The organism is Marinobacter segnicrescens, from assembly GCF_900111555.1.
In the GTDB taxonomy this organism is placed as follows: Bacteria; Pseudomonadota; Gammaproteobacteria; order Pseudomonadales; family Oleiphilaceae; genus Marinobacter; species Marinobacter segnicrescens.
The window spans coordinates 24,435-47,365 of record NZ_FOHZ01000015.1; the positions used below are offsets into that span (position 1 = coordinate 24,435).

Here is a 22,931-nt window from a genome sequence, read left to right on the forward strand (position 1 = left end):
GGCGAATTTTTCAGTGAGGCGGATATTGTGCAGGTCACTTATCTTGCGGTGACAGAATCGGTTCCTGTTCACTGAATTCCCGGATGAAGATTCCCCAGAAGGCCATGAATAGCGCCGCTACCAACGGTCCCATCACAAATCCGTTGATGCCGAACATCACCAGCCCACCCAGGGTGGACAGCAACACGATGTAATCCGGCAGCTTGGTATCCCTCCCCACCAGGATTGGACGCAGCAGGTTATCCGCAAGGCCAATAACGATCGCACCGAATGCGGTCAGGACAAGCGCCGGCACATAGTCACCAACGGCTGCCAGGTAAATCGCCGCCGGCACCCACACCACCGCGGCGCCGACCGCCGGCAACAGCGAGAATATGGCCATGACCACGCCCCAGAGCAACGCGCCGGTAATCCCGAGGATCCAGAAAATCACGCCGCCCAGGGCACCCTGGATAATGGCAATCAAAAGGTTGCCCTTGACCGTAGCCCGAGTGACTTCGGCAAACTTGGCGAACAGCAGGCGTTCTCGCTCATCCCCCAGCGGCAGGGCCTGTATGAGCAGTTCCACCAGCCGGGAACCATCACGCAGCAGGAAAAACGCCAGATAGATCATCAGGGCCAGGCTGAGGAAAAACTGAAAGGTGTTCTGACCAAGCCCCAGGGCCTGCTTTGCGAGGAACTGGCTGGCACCGGCAACGCCGGAAACCAGGCGATCCCGCAAGGCTGAGAAATCCAGGTTGAATTGCGAAAGGAACGCTTCGATGGCAGGGAACGACTGGTTGACCTGATCCAGGTATTCCCCGGGACGGATGTCTCCATCCTGGATTTTCTGATACACCGCCAGGCCTTCCGCTACCAGGGACGAAATCAGCACCATCACCGGGATGATGACAATAACCATGCAGATCATCAGGGTCAGCAACGCCACCAGGTTGGGCCGATCCCCAATCCGCCCTGCCAGCCGTTGCCGGACCGGGTGAAAGATCAGGGCGATGGCCACCGCCCAGAAAATCGGTCCAAAGAAGGGCTTCAGCAGGAACAGGAACGCCAGCGAGACCAGCAACAGGCTTCCCAGGAAGGTCCAGCGCTCCAGGCTTTCGTACTTCATCAGACAGCATTCCTTTGTGCGGGTGTGAATACGGCTTATACCTTAACGACCCCGGCATGGCCAGTTCCGCCTCCGGCAGGGTATAGTAATCGGTTGGGGTATTTCCGATAAAGGCCGGTCAGTCATTGCGGCCGACGTCTCGCGCCAGGGATTCTATCCCCGTTACCAGTCGAGAATCGGGGTGCCGGGGAGACCCGTGGTTTTCTGAAAGGTCGGAACAGTGGCAGGCGACGACTTCAACGAAGAAACAGCGTTACAGGCGGCGGAGGCCCTTGCTGCGGTCCTGGCGAGGCGGACCCATCGCCGCAAGGTTATGGGCCAGGAGGTACTGGTGCCCGGGCAGCTGGGGGATGCCCTGCGACTGCCCCAGCTCATTGCCCGCCTGCGCAGCAGGCAGCGACGTCAGCGCGACCGGGCCGTGGAAGCATTCGAGGTGCTGTGGGAGACCCTCTCCGACCATACCCGTGACCAGGTTCTCCAGGACCTCGGGTGGTATGACCCGCGGGATTTGGGCTGGGAGGACAAACGTTCCAATCGCCGCCCACTGCCCCCCGAAACCTGAACGGCCGGAAAGTGAACCAGCCTTAATGCCCCGAACGTAGTTTCAGCCTAGGAGGGACCTTTAATTGTCACATTAAAGCCCTATTGTGTATGCGGTGTGCCCTCCCCTGGACTGACCATACCTGGGCAGCTCGGGGCGAGCCGCAAGGATATGCTGACAAGGAGCTACCATGAGCGAGTACCACGATTTCTACACTGCACAACTGGCCGAGAACAGCACTGTTCCCACACTGCTTTGCGGCCATTGCCGGTCCATACTTCCGGCCAAGCGAATCTTTGCCAATGAGGGTGAGAACCGCTACGACCTGCCCTGCGATACCATTGGCCTGTGTTCAGCGGATGACTGCGGCGCGGTGAACTGTTGCGATGAAGCCATGCGCGCCGCTGACCGGGAACGTGACGAGAACCGCATCGCCGTCTGATTCAAATTAATAACGCTCTGTTACGTAAAGCCCACACAAGAAACCACCATCTGCTCTAAGCTGGTTCCCACCAAGTCCTCCGGACACGCTTGCAATCAGCCAGAGCAGTCGATGGTATGCGTATTCTAAGAACCGACGAGTCCCGCTTCCGGGCTTTGCCGGATTTCCCCTACACTCCCCGATATGTCGAGGTAGGTACCGACACCCCCCTTCGTCTCCACTACGTGGACCATGGCACTACAAACGCGGCGCCGGTGGTTATGCTCCATGGTGAGCACGGGTGGTCCTACCTCTATCGTCATATGATCCCGCTGGTAGCGGATGCCGGGCTGCGGGTGTTGGCACCGGACCTTATTGGCTTTGGCAAATCGGACAAACCCGAGGATCAGCAGGACTATTCCTTCGAGAGGCACCTGGACTGGCTGGAGCGCTGGCTGCTGGCGCTGGATCTGAGCAATGTCACCCTGGTGTGCCAGAACCGGACTTCGCTGCTGGCACTGGCCCTGGTCATGCGGCAACCGGACCGATTCAGCCGGATTATCGCGGCCAATGCCGTGGTCCCCAGGGAAGGAGACAACCCACCCGCCACCAGTATCTGGCGGATGTTCGCCCGCTACAGCCCCTGGTTCCCGGTTCCGCAACTGATACAGTTGGGCACCACCCGCCCCCTGACCCGTGAGGAACGGAACGCCTACGATGCGCCGTTCCCCAGTGACCGTTACAAGGCCGGCGCAAGATCATTCGCGGGCACTCTCGGGCAACCACACAAGGAACTGAACCGCCAGCGGTTATGGCGCTTCCTGGAGGGGTGGCAGAAGCCATTCATCACCTGTTTCAGCGATTCTGACCCGGGTACCCGTGGCGGCCATCGGCCTTTGCAGCGAAAAGTACCCGGTGCCCTTGGGCAGCCCCATATCACCCTGTCCGGCGGTCACTTCCTGCAGGAAGATGCCGCCGAAAGCTTCGCCAGGGTTATCATTAATGCCTGCCGGCCAAGCCTGGCGGCCTGACCGTCGGCGAAGCAGGCTTACCCGAAGACCGTCACGGTCTGGCGGCTGATGGCCACCAGTTCCCCCTGGCGGTTCCAGATCTGGGCATGGGTGTTGGCATAGCCGTCATCCGCCTTGTCGATTTCTGCCCGGTACATCAACCAGTCATCAACTTTGACGGTAGGGCGTGGGTCCATCATTTCGACCGACCAGGTCAAAGAGCTGTTGGGGGCAAACTCTGTGAGATGGGACAGGGGCACCGGTGGCCAGGCGTCAATCAGGGCCACGATGGCGGGGTCGTCCAGCTGCGAAGGCGTCTCGCGGAACCGCATCCAGCCACCCATGTCCCGATGCTTTTCACCGGTGAACGGACGGCTACCGAAACACCAGCGCATCTCGATAAACTGGGCAAAGTCGGGCATTCTGCCCTTGATGAACGGGGTTGGCGCACAATCTTCAGGCACCGGTGCTTCAGGGGCGGACAGCGGAGGCACACTGACCACCGACTCACGACCACTGCCATAGGCACCCATAGCAACCAGCCGGGTGGTGCCGTCCTGCACCATCCTGACCATGGCCTGGCTGACCGCCTTGCCTTCTCGCAGCAGTTCCACTTCCAGTGCGACCGGTACTCCTGGCTCAACTGGTCCCACGAAGGAAACCTGCATGGCCCGCAGAGGGCGCCCCGGAGTTACCACGGACTGCATCCGCTCACAAGCCAGGGCCCCGGTCAGGCCCCCGAAGGTGGCCCGCCCCTGCGCCCAGATCGCAGGGATAGTGACTTCGTTGCTAGCTGCCGATGCAAGGATTTCCTCGAGATTCATCGTTGTAGTGTCTCCGGTTAATTGATGAGGATGCGTATCAAATAAACCCCAAAGACTGCCCCAAAGCCCGCCTGGACACAAGCCGCACCGGCAAATACCTACCGCCGGACTGGCCGCAGCGCTATAAAACCCGCTGACAACCGCGTATACTGCGCTCCGTCATCATCAGGATGACCAGACCCACGGACAAGAATGCCTATCGGCGACAGGTCCGTGACGATACCAGCCGGGTTTATGGGGTTCGCGAGCCGTCGAAGGTTCATCAGGCTACCCCGACGCGCTCAGCCGGTAGCTTCAGGAGCCCACGCCTTCCCGGTTTCAGACTGTAACCGGCCTCTCGTTCTATGGCTCCCCCACCCCGAATACCAGGTAATTGAATGTCAGAAAAAACCTTTGCTGAGCTCGGCCTCGACCCGGCCGTGCTTGAAGCTGTCCGTACCGTCGGCTACGAAACTCCGTCTCCGATCCAGGCCCAGGCCATCCCCGTTCTGCTGGAAGGCCATCACCTGCTGGGCATCGCCCAGACCGGCACTGGCAAGACAGCCGCTTTCGCGCTGCCTTTGCTCAGCCGAATCGACGCCGATGACCTGTCCACCCAGATTCTGGTACTGACCCCGACCCGGGAGCTGGCCATCCAGGTGGCAGAAGCCTTTACCACCTATGCCAGCGGTTTCCGCCAGCTTCACGTACTGCCTATATACGGCGGCGCCGATTTTGCGCCCCAGCTCAAGGCCCTGAACCGGGGCTCCCAGGTTATAGTCGGCACTCCCGGCCGCCTGCTGGACCACCTCCGCCGCGGCAAGCTGAAGCTGAACAACCTGAAGGCCCTGGTGCTGGACGAAGCGGACGAGATGCTGCGTATGGGCTTTATCGACGATGTCGAAGCCATCCTCGCCAGCACACCGGACAGCTGCCAGCGGGCGCTGTTCTCTGCCACCATGCCGCCGGCCATCGCCCGGGTTGCCAACACCTACCTGAGCGACGCCCGGGAAGTCAAAATCAAGAGCGAAACCCGCACCGTTGAGCGGATCGCCCAGTTCGTACTGCCCACCTTCGGTGAGCGTAAGCTGGATGCACTGACCCGCATCCTGGAAGTGGAACCGATTGACGCGGCGATTATTTTCGTGCGCACCAAGGCAGAAACCACCCTGCTGGCCGAGAAACTCGCTGCACGTGGTCACTCCGTGGCTCCCCTCAACGGCGACCTTAACCAACGCCAGCGGGAACAGACCGTGGAAGACCTCAAGCGGGGCAAGAAGGACCTCCTCATCGCCACAGACGTGGCCGCGCGGGGCCTGGATGTGCCGAGAATCACCCACGTCATCAACTACGATGTGCCCTACGACAGTGAAGCGTACATCCATCGGGTGGGCCGTACCGGACGTGCCGGTCGCGCCGGCAAGGCAATCCTGCTGGTAACCCCCCGGGAGCGCAGCTGGCTGCGCACCCTGGAACGTGCCACCAACTCGCCCATGGAGCCGTACGAACTACCCACCCCGGCGGCACTTCAGAAGCTCCGCCAGGAGCAGTTCGAAAGTCAGCTCATGGGCTTCACTGAAGACGGCAAGCTGGCCAAGGCCATGGGCCTGCTGGACGATATTGCCGAGCGCAATGATATGGACATGGCCATGCTGGCCGGCGCCCTGGCCTGCTGGATGGAGTCCGCCCAACCGGGCTCCCTGCCGCTGGAAACCCCTTCAGAGCTTCCGATTCCCTCAGCCAACCCACCACGGGGTAAGGGTGGCCCGGGCGGCAAGCGCAGCAATTTCCGTAAGGGTGGCCCTGGTGGCAAGCCGGGCGGGTATCGCGGCAACAAGCCCGGAGGAAAGCCGGGCTCCAGGCCGGCCGGCAAGCGCGACGGCTTCAAGCCGGCCAAGAGCCGTCAGGCTGACTGAGGCCGCTGGTAGACGACAAAGCTGTAGTCGTAGGGATTATGATCGGACGCGGAGAAATCCTCCCGTCCGATTTCCTGCCATTGCTCCAGGTCTATTTCCGGGAAGAACGCATCGCCTTCTATCTCGGCGTGGACCTGGGTAATGTAGATCCGGTCGATCTCGGGCAGCACAGCCTCGTAAATCTGACCTCCACCGATCACCATCACTTCATCCACACCATCCAGCATGGCCTGGGCCTCAGCCATCCGGAAGGCTTCCTCCAGGGTCTCCACCTTCGCCACACCGGCGGGTAACTCCAGTTCCTGTGACGACACTACGATATTAAGACGCCCTGGCAGCGCCCTGCCAATGGATTCCCAGGTGTTCCGGCCCATGATAATGGGCTTGCCCATGGTGGCCTGCTTGAAATACTTCAGGTCTCCCGGCAAATACCACGGCAACTTGTTATTACGACCAATGACCCGGTTGCGGGACATGGCTACTATTAGTGCTTTTCTCATCTGTTCAGGCCTTCATGGTCTGATGCAAGGGCCAGCTACCGGGTAGGTTGTTCCGGAACACGCCGTGAATACGTCCCTGTAGGCTCTTCAAAAACGTCCCTGTTTTTGAAGGTTCCGGAACAACCTACCCGGTATCTGTCCAGATGCAATGGAGTTACCTCTCAAGAGGCGAACAACGTTGTAACCCGTAAAACTCAGTTGCGACATAACGAGCGCGGATAATCCTACTGGGGACCTTTGGGTGTGCAAGTGGCCGGGGCCTTTTTCTGAAACCTTCAAAAACAGGGACGTATCCACGGCGTGTTTCAGAAAAAGGCCCCGGCTGCTTGCGCGCCTTCGCCACGCCCCGCGGGCTAGCAAAACCCAACCGTTAGCAGACACAGACTCTAAAGGCCAACTTGCGGCGTGTTCCGGAAAGGGTCACCAGCTGGCCGTGCGTGGGCACCAGGTTTCCGGTTTGGAACAGAGAGAACCGGCGCAAACCATAAAACGCTACAACCGCGACGCTAAACAGCAATAGGCGCCTTGATAACACCCTGCGGCTCATAGCCCTCGATTTCGAAATCCTCATACTCATACTCGAAAATCGAATCCGGCTTCCGCAAAATCCGCAGCGTAGGCAACCGCCCCGGCTTTCGCTTGAGCTGCTCGAACACAATGTCATCTGTCAGGTGATTCTGGTACAGGTGGCAGTCCCCGAAAGTGTGCACAAACTCCCCCACCTCCAGGTCACATTGCTGTGCAATCATATGGGTCAGCAAACTGTAGGACGCGATATTGAACGGCACCCCCAGAAACAGATCCGCGCTTCGCTGGTAAAGCTGACAGGACAGCCGCCCGTCCGCCACATAGAACTGGAACAGACAATGACACGGCGCCAGCGCCATGCGCCCCTCACGGGCATTCTCCTGCGGCCCCATGGACTCATCCGGCAGCTCCGCCGGGTTCCAGGCCGTCACGATGTGGCGCCGGGAGTTGGGCTTGGTGCGGATCTGCTCGACGACCTCGCTGATCTGGTCCACCACCCGGCCGTCCGGGCACTGCCAGCTTCGCCACTGCTTGCCGTAGATTGGCCCCAAATCTCCGTTATCGAGGGCCCACTCGTCCCAGATAGTGACCTTCCGATCCCGCAGCCAGTTATTGTCAGTAGACCCCTGCAAGAACCATAACAGCTCATAGATGATGCTGCGCAAGTGCACCTTCTTGGTGGTAAGCAATGGAAAGCCCTGCTCCAGGTCGAACCGCAACTGGCGGCCAAACACCGAGCGGGTGCCCACACCTGTACGGTCGCCCTTGTCCGTGCCGTTGGCCACGACATCCTTCATCAGATCGAGATAGGCTTTCATGATTTTACGCCCCTGTATGCAAACACCATCAGCACAAGACCGGCGATGATCATCGGCAGGGACAACAACTGCCCCATGGTGAGCCAGTCAAAGGCCAGGTAACCAAGCTGCGGATCCGGCTGACGGAAAAATTCGTTGATGACCCGGAAACACCCGTAAAGAGTCAGGAATAGTCCCGAGACTGCCATGGTTGGACGGGGTTTTGAAGAGAACAGCCACAGGACCACGAACAGGGCCACCCCTTCCAGGGCGAACTGATATAACTGGGAAGGGTGCCGGGCAAGGGCATCCGGTGCCTGTGGAAACACCATCCCCCAGGGTACATCCGTCGGTTTGCCCCACAGCTCCCCGTTTATGAAGTTGCCGATCCGTCCGGCACCAAGGCCAACGGGTACCAGGGGGGCGACAAAATCTGCAATGCGGAAGAACCCGCAGCCGATCTTGCGGCCATACCACCACATGGCAAACATCACGCCGATCAGGCCACCATGGAAAGACATGCCTCCTTCCCATACCCGCAACAGCCAGAGGGGGTCACCAAGGAACTGGTCAAAATTGTAGAACACGACGTAGCCGAACCGGCCACCCAGAATGACCCCCAGTGCGATATAGAACAGCAGGTCACCTACCTGCTGTTCGTTTACCGGCGTCCACTCCTTGCGGGCACGAACCTTGCCCAGCCACCAGCCGACTGCGAAGCCAACCAGGTAAGTGAGTCCGTACCAGTGGATCTTCAGCGGCCCCAGGGAAATGGCCACCGGATCAATTTGGGGGTGATTGAGCATGGAAAGACCTCAGAGAAGGAAACGGGCGCCGACGATCAGCAACAGCACGGCGAACAGTCGCTTGAGCAACTTTGCATCGAGGCGGTGGGCCAGGACGGCACCGAAGCGGGCGAACAACACGCTGGTCGCCACGATACCGATCAGCGCCGGCAAATACACGAACCCGACCGCATAATCGGGTAGTGCCGGGTGCCCCCATCCAGTCCACAAGTTGGTGGTAGCACCCGCAATGGCGATGGGCAGCCCGCAGGCCGCCGACGTCGCCACCGCCTGCTGCATGGGCACACTGCGCCAGCTCAGGAAAGGTACGGTCAGGGTCCCGCCCCCGATGCCGAAAATGGCGGACGCCCAGCCGATCACGCCGCCAGCACCGGTCAAGCCGCCCCGGCCTGGCACCGGTCGGGCGGTTTTGGGATTGATGTCCAGCAGCATTTTGATGCCCACCAGGATGACAAACACACCGATCACCAGTTCCAGCACCGGTCCGCTCAACAGGGAGGCCGTCCACGCCCCGAATGCTGCCCCGACGACGATACCCGCCACCATGGGCCGGAATACCTCCCAACGTACCGCACCTTTCAGGTGATGGGACCGAACGGAGCTAATGGACGTAAAAACTATTGTCGCCAGGGAAGTACCCACAGCCAGGTGAGCTGCAATTTCGCCACTGATACCCTGTAGCCCGAAGCTGAAAATCAGCACCGGTACGATGACCAGGCCACCGCCGATACCAAACAGGCCCGCCAGGGTCCCGGCCAGTGCGCCAAGGGCCAGGTAAAGCCCGAATACCATAAACAGGGACATGAACACCGCCGTCCGTTGAAAATCAAAGCGTGTATCATACACAAACGCCCATAGCCGTTCACCGGCCTCTTTCCGGCACTGGAGGCTGGTGCCGGAATCGTCAACCGCCATTGCTGTCGCTGGAGCCGTATGTGCCTGATTCTTTTCGCTATTGACCAACACCCCGAATTCCCCCTGGTGATGGCCGCCAACCGGGACGAGTTCTATGACCGCCCCACGACGCCCATGCACTGGTGGTCGGGAGAACAATGCCTTGCTGGCCGGGACGACCGCTCCGGTGGTACCTGGCTCGCAGTGTCCCGGACAGGCATCATCACTGCGGTCACCAACGTCCGCGAAGGAAGTGGAGAGCCAGGACGGCTCACACGGGGCAAGCTGCCCCTGCTTGCACTGGAGCAGCCGACAGACAGGCTGAAACAGGACCTGGCCGATAACGGCAACCTCTATGCCGGTTTCAACCTGGTTCACCTGAGCGATCGGGAAGGCTGGTATTACAGCAACCGGGATGCGCACCCCGGTCGCACCCTCCACCGGGGGACATACGGACTCAGTAACCACTTGTTGCAAAGTCCCTGGCCCAAGCTCGTACGTCTGCGGGAGCAACTCAGGGCCACCCTGGCGACTTGCGACCCCCAACACCCGGACGCCCTGCACGAGGCGCTTCTCGAGCCCCTCGGCGACAGTACACCGGCGCCGGACAACCTGCTGCCGGACACCGGCGTCGGACTGGCGCAGGAGCGGTTTCTCTCTTCACCCTTTATCGCATCCGATTTCTATGGCACCCGTGCCAGTACCGTGGTCACCCTTGGCCGTAATGGCGAAATCCGGGTGACTGAGCAGCAGTGGGGTCGGGAAGGCACGCAAGGTGAACGCCAGCACTTCCGCTGGCAACGACCAACGACAGGGTAAGCCTGCGGTTCGAGGTTCGGCAGCGGTGATCGCTCTGTTATACTGCCGAACCTGAGACCAAGCGCAGCAACTCGTCACCGAGACGCCCAGACATTGCTTCGTGAACCTGACGGAGAGCCCCATGGCCGACACCCCGGACACCACATCCATCGCCGACTTTGAGAAATCCCTGGCCGAGCTCGAGGGCCTGGTGCGTGACCTGGAGCAGGGCGAGCTAACCCTGGAACAATCCCTCGGCGCCTTTGAACGTGGCGTCCGGCTGACGAGGGAGTGCCAGCAGGCACTGCGCCAGGCGGAGCAGCGGGTCCAGCAGTTGGTGGAGCGGGACGACGGCACCCTGGAAACCCGCCCGTTCAACCCGCCGGAAGACAGCGGGGAGACAGGCTGACCATGCGCCAAGCCTTCACTGAGGACTTTCTCTCTACCTGTGCCAAGCTGACTGACGAGGCACTTGCAAAACGGTTGCCTGCACCAGAGCAGCAACCGGGGCGACTCCATGAAGCCATGCGCTACAGCGTTCTCGGCGGCGGCAAGCGTATTCGCCCGGCCTTGGCCATGGCAGCCGCTTCGGCTGCCGGAGGCGAGCCAGGGCATGCCCTGGTGCCAGCCTGCTCACTGGAGTTGATCCATGCCTACTCACTGATACACGACGACCTGCCCGCCATGGATGACGATGACCTCCGCCGCGGGCGCCCCACCACCCACATCCGTTTCGACCAGGCCACCGCCATACTGGCCGGCGATGCCCTGCAGGCCCTGGCATTCGAATGGCTCGCTGGTGATTCTTCGTTACCCGCTGTCACACGCCTCGCCATGGTCCAGCAACTGGCTGCCGCCAGTGGCAGTGCCGGTATGGTCGGCGGACAGGCTATTGACCTGGGCGCGGTGGGACGGGAGCTGTCCCTTGAAGAGCTGGAACAGATGCACCGGCGCAAGACCGGTGCATTAATCGAAGCCAGTGTCCGGCTGGGTGTGCTGTCAGTACCTGCCGCAGCTGGCGAACGGTCAGGACAGGATTCCCTTGGCCACTACGCCCGCGCCATTGGCCTGGCGTTCCAGGTGCAGGACGACCTGCTGGATATCGAAGGTGATACCAGCGTCATCGGCAAGCGTCAGGGTTCGGACGCGGCCCGCAGTAAACCGACCTACCCTGCCCTGATGGGGGTTGACGGCGCCCGGGCCTACCTTGCCACACTGTTGGAACAGTGCCAGGACAACCTGTCAGGGTTTGGTCCCGAGGCGGACGCCCTCAGGGGCATGGCCGAGTTTGTGGTGTCACGACGCTACTGAAACGCCCTGCCCCATGACCTATAATGCCCCCTTATAGCCAGAAGGGCTGCCAGCCGGTGAACCATGCCGGACAGCCCTGAAGTCACCGACACAAGACCCGGACGGATGCAGGACACATATATTTTCAAGGAAATCCCCGCCCAGCGGCCCCACACCCCGCTGCTGGACCGCATTGATGCGCCCGACCAGCTCCGCCTGCTATCGGAAGAAGAGCTGCCAGCCCTGGCCCGGGAGCTACGGGCATTCCTGCTGTGGACCGTAGGCCAGACCGGCGGTCATTTCGGCGCCGGGCTCGGGGTACTGGAACTCACTGTCGCCCTGCACTACGTGTTCAACACCCCGGAAGACCGGCTGGTATGGGACGTGGGGCACCAGGCGTACCCGCACAAGATTCTCACCGGGCGAAGGGAGCAGATGGGCAGTATCCGCCAGAAAGGCGGGCTTGCCGGCTTCCCCAAGCGCTCAGAGAGTGAATACGACACCTTTGGTGTTGGCCATTCCAGTACATCCATCAGTGCCGCCCTCGGCATGGCCCTGGCCGCCCGTCAACAACAGACTGGCCGCCGCAGTATCGCGGTCATCGGAGACGGCGCCATGACCGCGGGCATGGCGTTTGAGGCCCTGAACCATGCAGGCCACCTGGACGCGGACATGCTGGTCATCCTCAATGACAACGATATGTCCATCTCCAAGAATGTAGGCGGCCTGTCCAATTACTTTGCCCGCCTGCTGTCCAGCCGCACCTACAACCAGGTCCGGGACAGCAGCAAACGGGTGCTGCAGGCAGCACCGCCGCTGATGGCCCTGGCCCGCAAGACCGAAGAGCACTTCAAGGGCATGATTGCCCCGGGCACCCTGTTCGAGGAGCTGGGCTTCAACTACATTGGTCCAATCGATGGGCATGACCTGCCATTACTGGTGGAAACCCTGGAGAACATTCGCGAGCTGAGCGGCCCTCAGTTCCTCCATGTGGTGACCCGTAAAGGCAAGGGCTTTGCTCCCGCGGAAGAGGATCCGATCGGTTACCACGCCATCAACAAGATAGAACCGGTACCAGCGAGCAAACCGGAGCCGGTAGTGCCCAAGCCGAAACAGCCGAAGTACGCCAATGTCTTCGGTCAGTGGCTCTGTGATGCTGCTGAACAGGATGAGCGAATAGTCGGAATTACCCCCGCCATGTGCGAAGGATCCGACTTGCTGGCGTTCTCGGAGCGCTTCCCGGACCGCTACCACGATGTGGCCATTGCAGAACAACATGCCGTAACCCTCGCCGCAGGGCTCGCCTGTGACGGCGCCAAGCCGGTAGTTGCCATCTACTCCACCTTTCTGCAGCGGGCCTATGACCAACTGATCCACGATGTGGCGATCCAGGACCTGGATGTACTCTTCGCCATCGACCGGGCCGGCCTGGTGGGCGAAGACGGGCCCACCCATGCCGGTTCCTTTGACCTGAGTTACCTGCGCTGCGTTCCGAACATGGTGGTCATGACACCGTCGGATGAAAATGAGACCCGCCAACTCCTGCAGACCGGGCTGATGTACCAGGGCCCTGCGGCAGTTCGTTATCCCCGGGGCACCGGGCCCGGGGCGGTCATCGAACAGCAACTCCAGCCCCTGCCCATCGGTCGTGGTCGGGTCGTACGTGAAGGGGATTCCGTAGCCATCCTGAATTTCGGCACCCGCCTTTCAGCAGCCCTTGAGGCCGCTGACAGGCTTAATGCCACGGTTGCCGACATGCGCTTCGTGAAACCCCTGGACGAAGCCCTGATAACGGAACTGGTGAATGCCCACGATCTGGTGGTCACCCTCGAAGAGAACGCCATTGCCGGCGGTGCGGGGAGTGCGGTGACCGAATTCCTGAACCGGGAAGGTATAGCAACGGCGGTATTGCAACTGGGCTTACCGGACCGCTATGTGGATCACGGCAAGCACGGCGAGCTGTTGGCGGAAGTAGGGCTGGATGCTGCGGGTATTGAGGCGTCTATTCGCAAACGCCTCAGCGTGGGCAAACCTGGACTGAAAGCCGCCCCATAGCTATAACTGAAAAATCCCCCGACACCTGCCAAAACAAGCCTGTCAGCAAGCGGGCTGGTTATTCCGGATCATCGTCCTGGTGTGTTTCCAGCCAGTGGCCCAGCTTGCTCTGCTTGGTATTGAGGTAGTGCTCGTTGTGGGGGTTACGCCCCACATGGAGCGGAACCCTCTCAGCGATATCGATGCCCAGCGAACGCAACGCATCCACCTTGCGGGGATTGTTGGTCATCAGTTTCAGGCTACTGATGCCAAGATGACCCAGCATGTCCTTGCACATGGTGTAGTCCCGCAGGTCAGCGGCAAAGCCCAGGCGCTCATTGGCCTCCACCGTATCCGCCCCCTCATCCTGCAGCTTGTACGCCCGGATCTTGTTCAACAGACCGATACCCCGGCCTTCCTGGCGCAGGTACATGAGGATACCCCGACCTTCCCGGGCGATGCTCCGCAAGGCTTCCTCGAGTTGGTAACCGCAGTCACAACGCATGCTATACAGGGCGTCACCGGTCAGGCATTCAGAATGGGTACGGGCCAGCATGGGCTCGTCACTGTTCAGATCACCCAGAGTCAGGGCAATATGCTCCTTGCCGGTATCCGGTTCCTCGAAACCGTGCATGTCAAAAACACCGAAAGGGGTAGGCAGGCGACAGGTCTGGATGTAGCGAACAGCCACAGTGGTTCCTCATGAGTGCTGGTTCAGTAAGCGGGGCATTCTAGCAGATGGCGGCCACCCGGCGTAGTTCAAGATGACTTACGCGTCACGACGGCGTTCATGTGAGCTATCTGACACTTGGTCCTTTACGTTGACCAGGCTCTTTCAGATGTCCTGCTCCGATGATCGAGGCGGGTGCCGCGTAGCTGTTTTCGGGACCCTCAAAAAGAGGGACCTTTTTGAGGAGCCTCCAGGGACGGATTCACGGCGTGTCCCGAAAACAGCTACGCGGTGGCCGCCAGTCACTGAATTCCCGGTTTGCCCCAATGACCGAAGCACCTTGAAAGTTCGCGATCAACCAGCCTGCCAATGCCCACTGCGGCCGCCCTTCTTCTCCAGCAACCGCAACCCGGTAATCTCCATCCCCTTATCCACCGCCTTGCACATATCGTACAGCGTCAACGCCGCCACACTCACGGCGGTAAGGGCCTCCATCTCCACCCCGGTCTGACCGGACAGCCTGCACCTCGCCTCGATATGAACCGACGACGGCTCCTGCTGCGGTGTGAACGCCAACTTAACCGAGGACAGGTTCAGGGCATGACACAACGGAATCAGATCGTGGGTTTTCTTGGCTGCCATGATGCCCGCAACCCTCGCCACCGCCAGCACATCCCCCTTGGGATGTTCACCGTCCAGAATCATGTCAAGGGTTTTCCGGTCCATCAGGATACGACCTTCCGCAATCGCCTCCCGTTGCGTGACCGACTTGTCGCCCACATCCACCATACGGGCCGCGCCCTGGTCATCCAGGTGGGTCAGTTTGCTCATCATGCCTCCAGTTCGTTGTCGGGTGCCGGCCACCACCAGGAAATGCCGGCAATGCCCTGTCCGCCAGCCTGTAACGCCCGTTCCAGGTGCTCGGGCCCGGTGCCGCCGAGTGCGTAGACCGGAATCACCGCGTTACCGGCCAGCTCAGTAAAACGGTCCCAGCCAATACCCGGGTTGCCCGGATGAGAAGAAGTCGGCAGCACCGGCCCCAGGGTGGCATAGTCTGCACCGATGGCTGCCGCATGTGCCAGTTCAGCTCCACTATGGCAGGAAACGCCAAGCCAGCGGTCGTCCGGGACTGGTCGCTCCGCCAGCTCAGCGGCCCGGCGCCAGCTCAGGTGGACGCCGGCCACCGGCATGTCCGCGACCAACTCCGGTCGATCATGAACCATCAGAGACGCCTCCGGCAAATCCCGGAGACAATGCGCGACCGCCTCTGTGTATGCCTGAGGCGACAAGGAGGGTAATCGCAGAACGACCAACGGAGAGCGGGAATGAAGCTGGCCTGCTACCGTGCGTTCAACGGCATCTTTGAGTGACGTACTCTCACCGGTGATGGCAAGCTGGCGAGGCAACCGGATAGCCCCGATAATCGGCCGGTTGGCTGCGGGAAAGTCCCCGGCCAGCAAATCATCCGGCGACAGCCAGAACACCGGCTGACCTTCCAGTCCCCGGGGCTCCCCCGAGGAAACCCGGGCCTCCCACACATCGAGGAACACTTCCTTGTCGCCGTAGTCATGGCGAATACCAATCAGTGGTTGCAGGTCACCCGGACTTACCGTCACAGCCGTTTCCTCCAGCAGTTCCCGAACAAGGGCCTGCTGAACCGTCTCGCCGGGCTCCACCTTGCCCCCGGGGAATTCCAGCAGGCCGCCCTGGTGGGCCCCCTCCGGGCGCCGGGCGATAAGCACCCGCCCTCCACGCCAGATTACCCCGACGGCCACATGGATCAACGTGCGCCCTGGAGCGATCATTTCAGGTACGGTACTCGGCATTGATGGTGACGTAGTCATGGGAGAAGTCACAGGTCCATACCCGCTCTTTGATACGGCCACGTTTCAGGTCAATGTGAATGGTAATCTCCTGCTGGTCCATCACCGCCTGTCCACGCTCTTCGGTGTAATCGTCAGCACGGCCGCCGTTCCTCACCAGGCACACATCCCCCAGGAATATCTCAATGGCCTCAAGGTCCAGCCCCTCGACGCCCGCACGTCCAACCGCCGCGAGAATACGGCCCCAGTTAGGGTCAGAGGCAAACAGGGCCGTCTTCACCAGGGGAGAGTGAGCAACGGTATAGGCAACATCCAGTGCCTCTTTCTGACCGGCAGCGCCGGCCACCTCGATGGTGACAAACTTGGTGGCACCCTCACCATCCTTGACGATGGCATGGGCCAGCTCCATGTATACCTCGCGCAATGCCTGCCTTAACAATGGATAGTGTTCACTTTCGACCGTCGCCACACCGGCACCGGCCTCTCCGGTGGCAATAAGCATGCAGGCGTCATTGGTGGACGTATCGCCATCAATGGTAATGCGATTGAAGGATTCCTCTCCGAGCTCACTGGCAAGCTTTTGCAATACGCCCGGAGCGACCGACGCATCCGTGGCAATAAAGCCCAGCATGGTGGCCATATTGGGACGAATCATCCCCGCCCCCTTACTGATACCCGATATGTTGATGTGCTTGCCATCAATCTCGATCTGGCGTGTGGCTCCCTTGGGGCGGGTGTCCGTGGTCATGATGCCAGCTGCCGCCTCTGCCCAGTGACCCTCAGACAGGTCCGCCAACGCCGCAGGCAGCGCGTTGACAATCTTTTCCACCGGCAGGGGCTCACCAATAACCCCGGTGGAGAAAGGCAGCACCGAGTGGGCCCGGGTGTCTGCCTCGCGAGCCAGGGCCTCGCAACAGGCATTCGCATCGCGCATGCCGCGCTCACCGGTTCCGGCGTTGGCATTACCGGTATTGATCAACAGGTAACGGGGATCCCCCTCCCCCAGGTGGCGACGAGCCACATGAACCGGTGCGGCACAGAACTGATTGGTGGTAAAAATGCCGGCCACTCGGCTGCCCTTCGACAGCTCGATGACGACCACATCCTTACGTCCGGGTTTCTTGATGCCGGCGCTGGCAATTCCCAGACGCACCCCGGCCACCGGAAAAAAACGCTCAGGCAATGTCGCAGGACCAACCGCCATATTCTCCTCCTTGGGCGGCACCCGCGGGAACCGCCGAAACTCAAGATTCAGGATAAAAAAACCCGCAGCCCCGTCTTCACGGAGGTGCGGGCTTGTCGCTTGTTGCGCTACGGTGGCTTCAGGCGACCTTGCCGCAGCACTGCTTGTACTTCTTGCCAGACCCGCACGGACAGGGCTCATTACGCCCTACCTTACGCTCCTGGCGGACGAAGGTTTCAGGCGTTTGACCCTGCCGGCCCTCACCATCCCCCTGCTCGCCCTGCTCCGCTTCCGCGGCACTGGTCTGGTCATGGCGCAAGCGGGCCGCAGCCAGCTCCTTCTCCAGCTGCTCACGGCGCTGTCGCTCCACCTCTTCCATCTCTTCGCGGGTCTGGACCTTGACGTGGCACAGCACCCGGGTGATGTCCCGTTTCATGGTGTCGAGCATGGATTCAAACAGGTTGAACGCCTCACGCTTGTATTCCTGTTTGGGGTTCTTCTGGGCGTAGCCACGCAGATGAATACCACGACGCAGGTGGTCCATGTTCGAAAGGTGTTCCTTCCACAGGGTATCGAGTACCTGGAGGAATACCTGCTTCTCGAACTTGCGCATGGACTCCGCGCCCACAACCTCTTCCTTCGCACGGTAGGCGGCAACCACCTCTTCAAGGATACGCTCGCGGAGCTTTTCCTCGTAAAGCTTCTTGTCCTCGTCCAACCATTGCTGGATGGGCAGTTCAATGGCCATTTCCGATGCCAGCTGCGATTCCAGGCCAGCAACATCCCATTGTTCCGGCATGCTCTGGGGCGGGATGAACTCGCTGACGGTTTCTTCCACGACGTCAGCACGGATGCCGTCGATGATCTCGGAGATATTCTCCGACGCCATGACTTCGTTGCGCTGTTCGTAGATAACGGTACGCTGGTCGTTGGCCACATCATCGTATTCCAGCAACGTCTTCCGCATATCAAAGTTGCGGCCTTCAACCTTGCGCTGGGACTTTTCGATGGCATTGGTCACCATCCGGTGCTCAATGGCCTCGCCCTTCTTCATGCCCATGGCCTGCATCAGCTTCTTCACCCGGTCCGGGGCGAAAATCCGCATGAGATTGTCTTCCAGGGAGAGGAAGAAACGGGACGACCCGGGATCCCCCTGACGACCGGCACGACCCCGCAATTGGTTGTCGATACGTCGGGATTCATGGCGCTCGGTACCGATAATGTGCAACCCGCCAGAGGCAAGCACCTGTTGGTGGCGCTCGTCCCACTCGGCCTTGATGGCATCAACCTGTTCCTGGGTGGGGTTCTCCAGGGCAGCGACTTCCGTTTCCCAGTTGCCGCCCAGCATGATGTCGGTACCACGACCCGCCATGTTTGTGGCGATGGTGACTGCTCCGGGACGACCAGCCTGGGCAATCACCTGGGCTTCACTTTCGTGGTGCTTGGCGTTGAGTATCTTGTGGTCGATCCGTGCCTTTTTCAGCAGCGATGACAGCAGTTCTGACGCTTCAACCGACGCCGTCCCCACCAGTACCGGACGGTTCTCAGCCGTTACATCCTTGATCTCGTCGATAATCGCGTGGAATTTCTCTTCCTGGGTAAGGTAAATCAGGTCGTTATAGTCGATCCGCTGGATCGGCTTGTTGGGTGGAATAACGACCACGTCGAGACCGTAGATCTGACGAAATTCGAAGGCTTCGGTATCGGCCGTACCGGTCATACCGGCCAGCTTGTCATACATGCGGAAGTAGTTCTGGAAGGTGGTGGAAGCCAGGGTCTGGCTCTCGGCCTTGATCTCGACACCTTCCTTCGCCTCGATAGCCTGGTGCAAGCCTTCGCTCCAGCGGCGGCCGGGCATGGTACGTCCGGTGTGTTCGTCAACTATGACCACCTGCCCGTTCTGCACCAGATAGTCCACCTCACGGTGGAACAGGTGATGGGCGCGGAGACCGGAATGAACATGGTGCAGCAGCGCCAGGTTGGCCGCTGAATACAGGTTCTCGCCTTCCTTCAGCAGGCCCCGGCTAAGCAGCAGTTGTTCCACCTTTTCATGGCCGGCTTCGGTGAGTTCCACCTGGCGGGACTTTTCATCGATGGTGAAGTCGCCACTGGGCTCACCGTCCTCCTCAGACACCTCGCCCTTTTCCAGGGAAGGAATCAGCGTGTTGATTTCCCGATAGAGCTTCGAGCTGTCTTCCGCCGCACCGGAAATGATGAGCGGCGTGCGCGCCTCGTCAATGAGGATGGAGTCCACCTCGTCCACAATGGCGTAGTTCAGCGGACGCTGAACCTTGTCCTGCATACTGAACGCCATGTTGTCACGCAGGTAGTCAAAGCCGAACTCGTTATTGGTACCGTAGGTAATATCCGCCTGATAGGCAGCCCGCTTCTCTTCCGCCGGTTGACCAGAGACCACGACACCCACGCTCATGCCGAGAAAACGATAGAGCTTGCCCATCCATTCGGAGTCACGACGGGCCAGGTAGTCGTTAACGGTAACCACGTGCACACCACGGCCAGCCAGGGCATTCAGGTACACCGCTGCCGTCGCCACCAGGGTCTTGCCCTCGCCAGTCTTCATTTCAGCGATGTGGCCTTCATGGAGGGTCATGGCACCAATGAGCTGCACATCAAAATGACGCATGCCCATTACCCGTCGGCTCGCCTCGCGGACGGTGGCAAAGGCGTCGGGAAGCAGCTGATCCAGGGTTTCGCCCTTCTCGAGGCGGTCACGGAACTCGGTGGTCCTGGCCTGCAACTGTTCGTCAGTCAACGCGATGAGCGACTCTTCGAGCTCATTGATGCGATTGACAACTTTTCGCATCCTTTTGATCTCGCGAGCGTTTTTACTGCCGAACATCTTCGTTGCAAGCTTCGTGAACATAGACCACTGCTTCTTTGATTAAACGGAGGAAGCCGGCATTCTAACCTTATTTTGCAAGAGGACAAAAGGCAGTACGGCTTTGCCGGCCATGTTAAAGCCCCGGAAACCGGGGCTGGGTCACACAGGCAGGGAGGGGAGCGGGCCCCCGCGAACCCCCGGGCCCTTCAGAAAGCGCCGGTTAACGCCTGAGGATCAGCGGGAAGCGCGCTGGATATAGCGCACCGGATCCTTGGCCTTGCCACCCTGAATCACTTCGAAGTGCACATGGGGACCCGTAGAGCGCCCGGTGGACCCCATCCGGGCGATAACCTGCCCCTTCTGGACGACCTGGCCTACTTCTACTTCCACTGACTTGGCGTGGGCGTACCGGGTGACAAGCCCCTCACCGTGGTCAATTTCCACCAGGTTGCCATAACCCTGACGGTCGCCTGCGAAGGTCACCACACCGGCGGCCACCGATATAATCTCACTGTCTTCCTTGCCAGCCAGGTCTACGCCGTTATGCCAGGTCCGTTTTCCAGAAAACGGATCAGAGCGATAACCGAACCGGGACGACAGCCAGCCCCAGGTAATGGGTCGGCCCGCCACAAACCGCTCGTCTTCAAGACGGCGACTGGAAATCAGGGTGTCGAGCAGGCGCAACTGCTGCTCACGATCCCGGATTTTCCGGTCCAGTTCATCGATCATGGCAGTAAGCTGTGGTGTACTGAAGGACTCGGCAGCGTCCGCTTCGTCTTCCGGGCCACCAACCGCCGGCGCCTCATCAAAGTTGAACTCGTCGCTGGCGACAGCGCCACTTTCTATAAACCGCTGTCCAAGGGCGTCAAGCCTGAGCAACCGCCCCTGCATCTCACCAAGGCGAAGGGTCATGGCATCCACCTGCTCCCGTGCATCGCGCTCAAGACGGGCCAGGGCCTGCTGCTGGTCGTCAAGGGTGCCGTGCCATTGCTCGAGGAGGAATGGGGGGACCACGGGCCGATCAGCCACCTGGGCCATTGCCGCACGGTAGCCAGCCCACGTACAAAGGGCCACCAGCGCCAGGGCGAAAAGCCCGGCAATGACCATTCCGGGGGCATGAAGCGTAAAGACTCGGGAGCGACCGTGTTTTCGACCTACAAGGATGATATTCATAATATCTGACCAAATTGACTGTGACAGACATCCCTGTCCCTGCGATCGACATCCTGTGGAGGACGGAGGAATACAATGCTCCGGAGTGGCAACGGCCCGATCATAAACCGGTGCGCACCATTAAAAGGAGACGGACTTCTTCCTTTTTGCCCACAGGCTGTTACGCTTTGTTAAAACCGCAACCGATTCTGTTACGGTTACGGAGTCCTTCTCCACCGCTGTAGTGCGATACTGGCCAATCGGCAGCGCAGTCCAGGCGCGGTGAATAGAAAATGCCGGGACGGCTAGCGATGGAAGTTGACGAGTGTATAAAATTCCTACCCATCTAGTCGAGTTACAAGCCCATTGCATCCGGTAAACCCATGAAGACCCGCCCCTCACTTTCCCTGTCTGCTGATAACCGCGACCAGCCCAGGCACCTGCGGGACCTGATGGCACGCGCAGCTCTACACCACCAGGCAGAGCAGCACATCCTGAAGGCTATGCCCGAACGGCTCGCTTCCAATGTCCGTTTTGTCAACTACCACGATGGCGAACTGGTTCTGCAGTGCGATAACGCCACCCAGGCCAGCCAACTGAGATATCAACAGCGGGAGATCATGGCTAAGCTGCGGGAAGAGGAAGCATTCGAATTTGTCTGGAAACTGAAGGTCAAGGTACAGCCCCGGCGTTACTCCCTTAAAAAGCCGCCCGAACCCATGACGCTCAGCAAAGAAAATGCCCGGCTCCTCGAAGAGGAAGCCGGGCACACGAAGGATAAAGCTTTACGCGAGGTTCTCGAAAAACTCGCCAGTCATGCCAGCGACCAATCGGACTAAGGTTTCCTGCCTCAGGCCGGTGCCGCCAGTACAGGCTTCATATAGGAGATAGGAGCCGTGGCCTCATCATCAAAGGTCACCACTTCCCACGCATCCTCTTCAGCCCGCAGCTTGCGCAACAGCTTGTTGTTCAGGTCGTGACCGGATTTAACTCCACGGAATTCGCCGATCAGACTGTTCCCCAGCAGATACAGGTCGCCGATAGCATCCAGCACCTTGTGCTTGACGAACTCGTCATCGTAGCGCAGACCATCCTCATTCAGGATCTTGTAGTCATCCACCACGATCGCATTGTCGACACTGCCCCCCAGAGCCAGGTTCATGGCACGCAGCTTCTCGATGTCACGCATGAAACCGAAAGTACGGGCCCGGCTGACTTCCTTCACAAACGAGGTGCTGGAAAAGTCCACCGTAGCGGTCTGGGCACGACCCTTGAATACAGGGTGATCGAAGTCGATGCCGAAACTGACCTTGAAGCCCTCGAAAGGCAGGAAGGTTGCTTTCTTGTCGCCTTCTTCCAGGGTGACTTCGCGCTTGATACGGATAAAGCGCTTGGGTGCATCCTGCTCCGCGATACCTGCTGACTGCAGCAGGAACACGAAAGGACCGGCGCTGCCGTCCATGATGGGCACTTCAGCGGCACTAAGTTCCACGAAACAGTTGTCGATACCGAGGCCAGCCATGGCCGAGAGCAGGTGCTCGATCGTTGCAACCCGGACGCCATCCTTGACCAGTGTTGTCGACAGCATGGTTTCGCCCACATTTTCCGCACAGGCACGGATCTCGACCACCGGGTCAAGGTCGGTACGACGGAAAACGATCCCCGTTTCCACCGGTGCGGGCTTCAGGGTGAGATACACCTTTTCACCGGAGTGAAGGCCGACGCCAGTGGCACGAATGGTGTTTTTGAGCGTCCGTTGTCTGATCATCGGTACATATATCCGTCACAAAAGAACGATATCATCATGCAAAAAAC

The 22,931-nt window shown here is 60.0% G+C and carries 22 protein-coding genes; 9 read left to right on the plus strand and 13 right to left on the minus strand.

From position 1 onward, the window contains the following. Positions 1 to 34 precede the first annotated feature (34 nt). Positions 35 to 1,108, minus strand: a complete 1,074-nt coding sequence (locus BM036_RS13805; protein ID WP_091853329.1) for an AI-2E family transporter — start codon at positions 1,106 to 1,108, stop codon at positions 35 to 37. Between the two features lie 220 nt (positions 1,109 to 1,328). Here BM036_RS13805 and BM036_RS13810 point away from each other — a divergent pair, with 220 nt between their 5' ends. From BM036_RS13810 to BM036_RS13820, 3 genes are all read left to right on the plus strand, one after another. Beyond that, on the plus strand, positions 1,329 to 1,670 hold the full coding sequence (locus BM036_RS13810; protein ID WP_091853331.1) for a hypothetical protein: 342 nt from the start codon (positions 1,329 to 1,331) through the stop codon (positions 1,668 to 1,670). A 169-nt stretch (positions 1,671 to 1,839) separates the two neighbouring features. After that, complete coding sequence (locus BM036_RS13815; RefSeq protein ID WP_091853333.1) at positions 1,840 to 2,091, plus strand: hypothetical protein; 252 nt, start codon at positions 1,840 to 1,842, stop codon at positions 2,089 to 2,091. Positions 2,092 to 2,207: 116 nt separating this feature from the next. Beyond that, positions 2,208 to 3,101, plus strand: coding sequence for a haloalkane dehalogenase (locus tag BM036_RS13820; protein WP_091853334.1), 894 nt, complete (start codon positions 2,208 to 2,210; stop codon positions 3,099 to 3,101). A gap of 17 nt (positions 3,102 to 3,118) precedes the next feature. On the opposite strand, the gene BM036_RS13825 is transcribed toward BM036_RS13820, so the two are convergent. Next, positions 3,119 to 3,904, minus strand: a complete 786-nt coding sequence (locus tag BM036_RS13825; protein WP_091853336.1) for an acyl-CoA thioesterase — start codon at positions 3,902 to 3,904, stop codon at positions 3,119 to 3,121. A gap of 377 nt (positions 3,905 to 4,281) precedes the next feature. On the opposite strand from BM036_RS13825, the gene BM036_RS13830 reads away from it, so the two are divergent. Further along, positions 4,282 to 5,799 (plus strand): DEAD/DEAH box helicase, encoded by a 1,518-nt coding sequence (locus BM036_RS13830; protein WP_091853338.1) that lies wholly within the window; start codon positions 4,282 to 4,284, stop codon positions 5,797 to 5,799. On the opposite strand, the gene BM036_RS13835 is transcribed toward BM036_RS13830, so the two are convergent. From BM036_RS13835 to BM036_RS13850, 4 genes are all read right to left on the minus strand, one after another. Continuing rightward, positions 5,787 to 6,299, minus strand: a complete 513-nt coding sequence (locus BM036_RS13835) for a dihydrofolate reductase (RefSeq protein ID WP_091853340.1) — start codon at positions 6,297 to 6,299, stop codon at positions 5,787 to 5,789. The two genes, BM036_RS13830 and BM036_RS13835, sit on opposite strands and share 13 nt — an antisense overlap. A gap of 506 nt (positions 6,300 to 6,805) precedes the next feature. Continuing rightward, positions 6,806 to 7,645, minus strand: a complete 840-nt coding sequence (locus BM036_RS13840) for a thymidylate synthase (RefSeq protein WP_091853342.1) — start codon at positions 7,643 to 7,645, stop codon at positions 6,806 to 6,808. Then, complete coding sequence (gene lgt, locus BM036_RS13845) at positions 7,642 to 8,430, minus strand: prolipoprotein diacylglyceryl transferase (RefSeq protein WP_091853344.1); 789 nt, start codon at positions 8,428 to 8,430, stop codon at positions 7,642 to 7,644. The genes BM036_RS13840 and lgt overlap by 4 nt, the downstream gene beginning before the upstream one ends. A 9-nt stretch (positions 8,431 to 8,439) precedes the next feature. After that, positions 8,440 to 9,222: a sulfite exporter TauE/SafE family protein gene (locus BM036_RS13850; protein ID WP_177186067.1), complete on the minus strand. Its 783-nt coding sequence runs from the start codon at positions 9,220 to 9,222 to the stop codon at positions 8,440 to 8,442. 141 nt (positions 9,223 to 9,363) lie between these two features. Here BM036_RS13850 and BM036_RS13855 point away from each other — a divergent pair, with 141 nt between their 5' ends. The 4 genes from BM036_RS13855 (at position 9,364) to dxs (ending at position 13,467) form a co-directional block, all read left to right on the plus strand. Continuing rightward, a complete protein-coding gene (locus BM036_RS13855) occupies positions 9,364 to 10,143 on the plus strand; it encodes an NRDE family protein (RefSeq protein ID WP_091853346.1) in 780 nt (259 codons plus the stop codon). A 121-nt stretch (positions 10,144 to 10,264) separates the two neighbouring features. Continuing rightward, the gene (locus BM036_RS13860; RefSeq protein ID WP_091853349.1) at positions 10,265 to 10,531 is read left to right on the plus strand and encodes an exodeoxyribonuclease VII small subunit; all 267 of its coding nucleotides are present in this window, start codon (positions 10,265 to 10,267) and stop codon (positions 10,529 to 10,531) included. Between the two features lie 2 nt (positions 10,532 to 10,533). After that, on the plus strand, positions 10,534 to 11,433 hold the full coding sequence (locus BM036_RS13865; protein WP_091853351.1) for a polyprenyl synthetase family protein: 900 nt from the start codon (positions 10,534 to 10,536) through the stop codon (positions 11,431 to 11,433). A 105-nt stretch (positions 11,434 to 11,538) separates the two neighbouring features. Continuing rightward, positions 11,539 to 13,467 (plus strand): 1-deoxy-D-xylulose-5-phosphate synthase, encoded by a 1,929-nt coding sequence (gene dxs, locus BM036_RS13870; RefSeq protein ID WP_091853352.1) that lies wholly within the window; start codon positions 11,539 to 11,541, stop codon positions 13,465 to 13,467. Between the two features lie 58 nt (positions 13,468 to 13,525). Here the strand turns inward: dxs and ribA are convergent, their stop codons facing one another. From ribA to BM036_RS13900, 6 genes are all read right to left on the minus strand, one after another. Next, complete coding sequence (gene ribA, locus BM036_RS13875) at positions 13,526 to 14,137, minus strand: GTP cyclohydrolase II (protein ID WP_091853354.1); 612 nt, start codon at positions 14,135 to 14,137, stop codon at positions 13,526 to 13,528. A gap of 333 nt (positions 14,138 to 14,470) precedes the next feature. Beyond that, a complete protein-coding gene (gene moaC / locus BM036_RS13880) occupies positions 14,471 to 14,947 on the minus strand; it encodes a cyclic pyranopterin monophosphate synthase MoaC (RefSeq protein WP_091853356.1) in 477 nt (158 codons plus the stop codon). Then, the gene (locus BM036_RS13885; protein ID WP_091853358.1) at positions 14,947 to 15,942 is read right to left on the minus strand and encodes a Nudix family hydrolase; all 996 of its coding nucleotides are present in this window, start codon (positions 15,940 to 15,942) and stop codon (positions 14,947 to 14,949) included. Before BM036_RS13885 ends, moaC begins: the two co-directional genes overlap by 1 nt. Then, the gene (gene argJ, locus BM036_RS13890; protein ID WP_091853360.1) at positions 15,923 to 17,143 is read right to left on the minus strand and encodes a bifunctional glutamate N-acetyltransferase/amino-acid acetyltransferase ArgJ; all 1,221 of its coding nucleotides are present in this window, start codon (positions 17,141 to 17,143) and stop codon (positions 15,923 to 15,925) included. Before argJ ends, BM036_RS13885 begins: the two co-directional genes overlap by 20 nt. A gap of 118 nt (positions 17,144 to 17,261) precedes the next feature. Further along, positions 17,262 to 20,006, minus strand: a complete 2,745-nt coding sequence (gene secA / locus BM036_RS13895; protein ID WP_091853362.1) for a preprotein translocase subunit SecA — start codon at positions 20,004 to 20,006, stop codon at positions 17,262 to 17,264. A gap of 192 nt (positions 20,007 to 20,198) precedes the next feature. Beyond that, the gene (locus BM036_RS13900) at positions 20,199 to 21,137 is read right to left on the minus strand and encodes a M23 family metallopeptidase (protein WP_091853364.1); all 939 of its coding nucleotides are present in this window, start codon (positions 21,135 to 21,137) and stop codon (positions 20,199 to 20,201) included. 362 nt (positions 21,138 to 21,499) lie between these two features. Between BM036_RS13900 and BM036_RS13905 the strand changes: the two genes are divergently transcribed. Then, entirely contained in the window at positions 21,500 to 21,955 is a 456-nt protein-coding gene (locus BM036_RS13905; protein WP_091853365.1) for a DUF721 domain-containing protein, read from the plus strand. Between the two features lie 11 nt (positions 21,956 to 21,966). Here the strand turns inward: BM036_RS13905 and lpxC are convergent, their stop codons facing one another. After that, positions 21,967 to 22,884 (minus strand): UDP-3-O-acyl-N-acetylglucosamine deacetylase, encoded by a 918-nt coding sequence (gene lpxC / locus BM036_RS13910; RefSeq protein WP_091853367.1) that lies wholly within the window; start codon positions 22,882 to 22,884, stop codon positions 21,967 to 21,969. Between the last annotated feature and the right edge of the window lie 47 nt (positions 22,885 to 22,931).

Coding starts and splice junctions, on each gene's coding strand:
- BM036_RS13805 (WP_091853329.1), bottom strand. CDS start 1,108: ATGAAGTACGAAAGCCTGGAGCGCTGGACCTTCCTGGGAAGCCTGTTG.
- BM036_RS13815 (WP_091853333.1), top strand. CDS start 1,840: ATGAGCGAGTACCACGATTTCTACACTGCACAACTGGCCGAGAACAGC.
- BM036_RS13820 (WP_091853334.1), top strand. CDS start 2,208: ATGCGTATTCTAAGAACCGACGAGTCCCGCTTCCGGGCTTTGCCGGAT.
- BM036_RS13825 (WP_091853336.1), bottom strand. CDS start 3,904: ATGAATCTCGAGGAAATCCTTGCATCGGCAGCTAGCAACGAAGTCACT.
- BM036_RS13830 (WP_091853338.1), top strand. CDS start 4,282: ATGTCAGAAAAAACCTTTGCTGAGCTCGGCCTCGACCCGGCCGTGCTT.
- BM036_RS13835 (WP_091853340.1), bottom strand. CDS start 6,299: ATGAGAAAAGCACTAATAGTAGCCATGTCCCGCAACCGGGTCATTGGT.
- BM036_RS13840 (WP_091853342.1), bottom strand. CDS start 7,645: ATGAAAGCCTATCTCGATCTGATGAAGGATGTCGTGGCCAACGGCACG.
- lgt (WP_091853344.1), bottom strand. CDS start 8,430: ATGCTCAATCACCCCCAAATTGATCCGGTGGCCATTTCCCTGGGGCCG.
- BM036_RS13850 (WP_177186067.1), bottom strand. CDS start 9,222: ATGGTATTCGGGCTTTACCTGGCCCTTGGCGCACTGGCCGGGACCCTG.
- BM036_RS13855 (WP_091853346.1), top strand. CDS start 9,364: ATGTGCCTGATTCTTTTCGCTATTGACCAACACCCCGAATTCCCCCTG.
- BM036_RS13860 (WP_091853349.1), top strand. CDS start 10,265: ATGGCCGACACCCCGGACACCACATCCATCGCCGACTTTGAGAAATCC.
- BM036_RS13865 (WP_091853351.1), top strand. CDS start 10,534: ATGCGCCAAGCCTTCACTGAGGACTTTCTCTCTACCTGTGCCAAGCTG.
- dxs (WP_091853352.1), top strand. CDS start 11,539: ATGCAGGACACATATATTTTCAAGGAAATCCCCGCCCAGCGGCCCCAC.
- moaC (WP_091853356.1), bottom strand. CDS start 14,947: ATGAGCAAACTGACCCACCTGGATGACCAGGGCGCGGCCCGTATGGTG.
- BM036_RS13885 (WP_091853358.1), bottom strand. CDS start 15,942: ATGCCGAGTACCGTACCTGAAATGATCGCTCCAGGGCGCACGTTGATC.
- argJ (WP_091853360.1), bottom strand. CDS start 17,143: ATGGCGGTTGGTCCTGCGACATTGCCTGAGCGTTTTTTTCCGGTGGCC.
- secA (WP_091853362.1), bottom strand. CDS start 20,006: ATGTTCACGAAGCTTGCAACGAAGATGTTCGGCAGTAAAAACGCTCGC.
- BM036_RS13900 (WP_091853364.1), bottom strand. CDS start 21,137: ATGAATATCATCCTTGTAGGTCGAAAACACGGTCGCTCCCGAGTCTTT.
- BM036_RS13905 (WP_091853365.1), top strand. CDS start 21,500: ATGAAGACCCGCCCCTCACTTTCCCTGTCTGCTGATAACCGCGACCAG.
- lpxC (WP_091853367.1), bottom strand. CDS start 22,884: ATGATCAGACAACGGACGCTCAAAAACACCATTCGTGCCACTGGCGTC.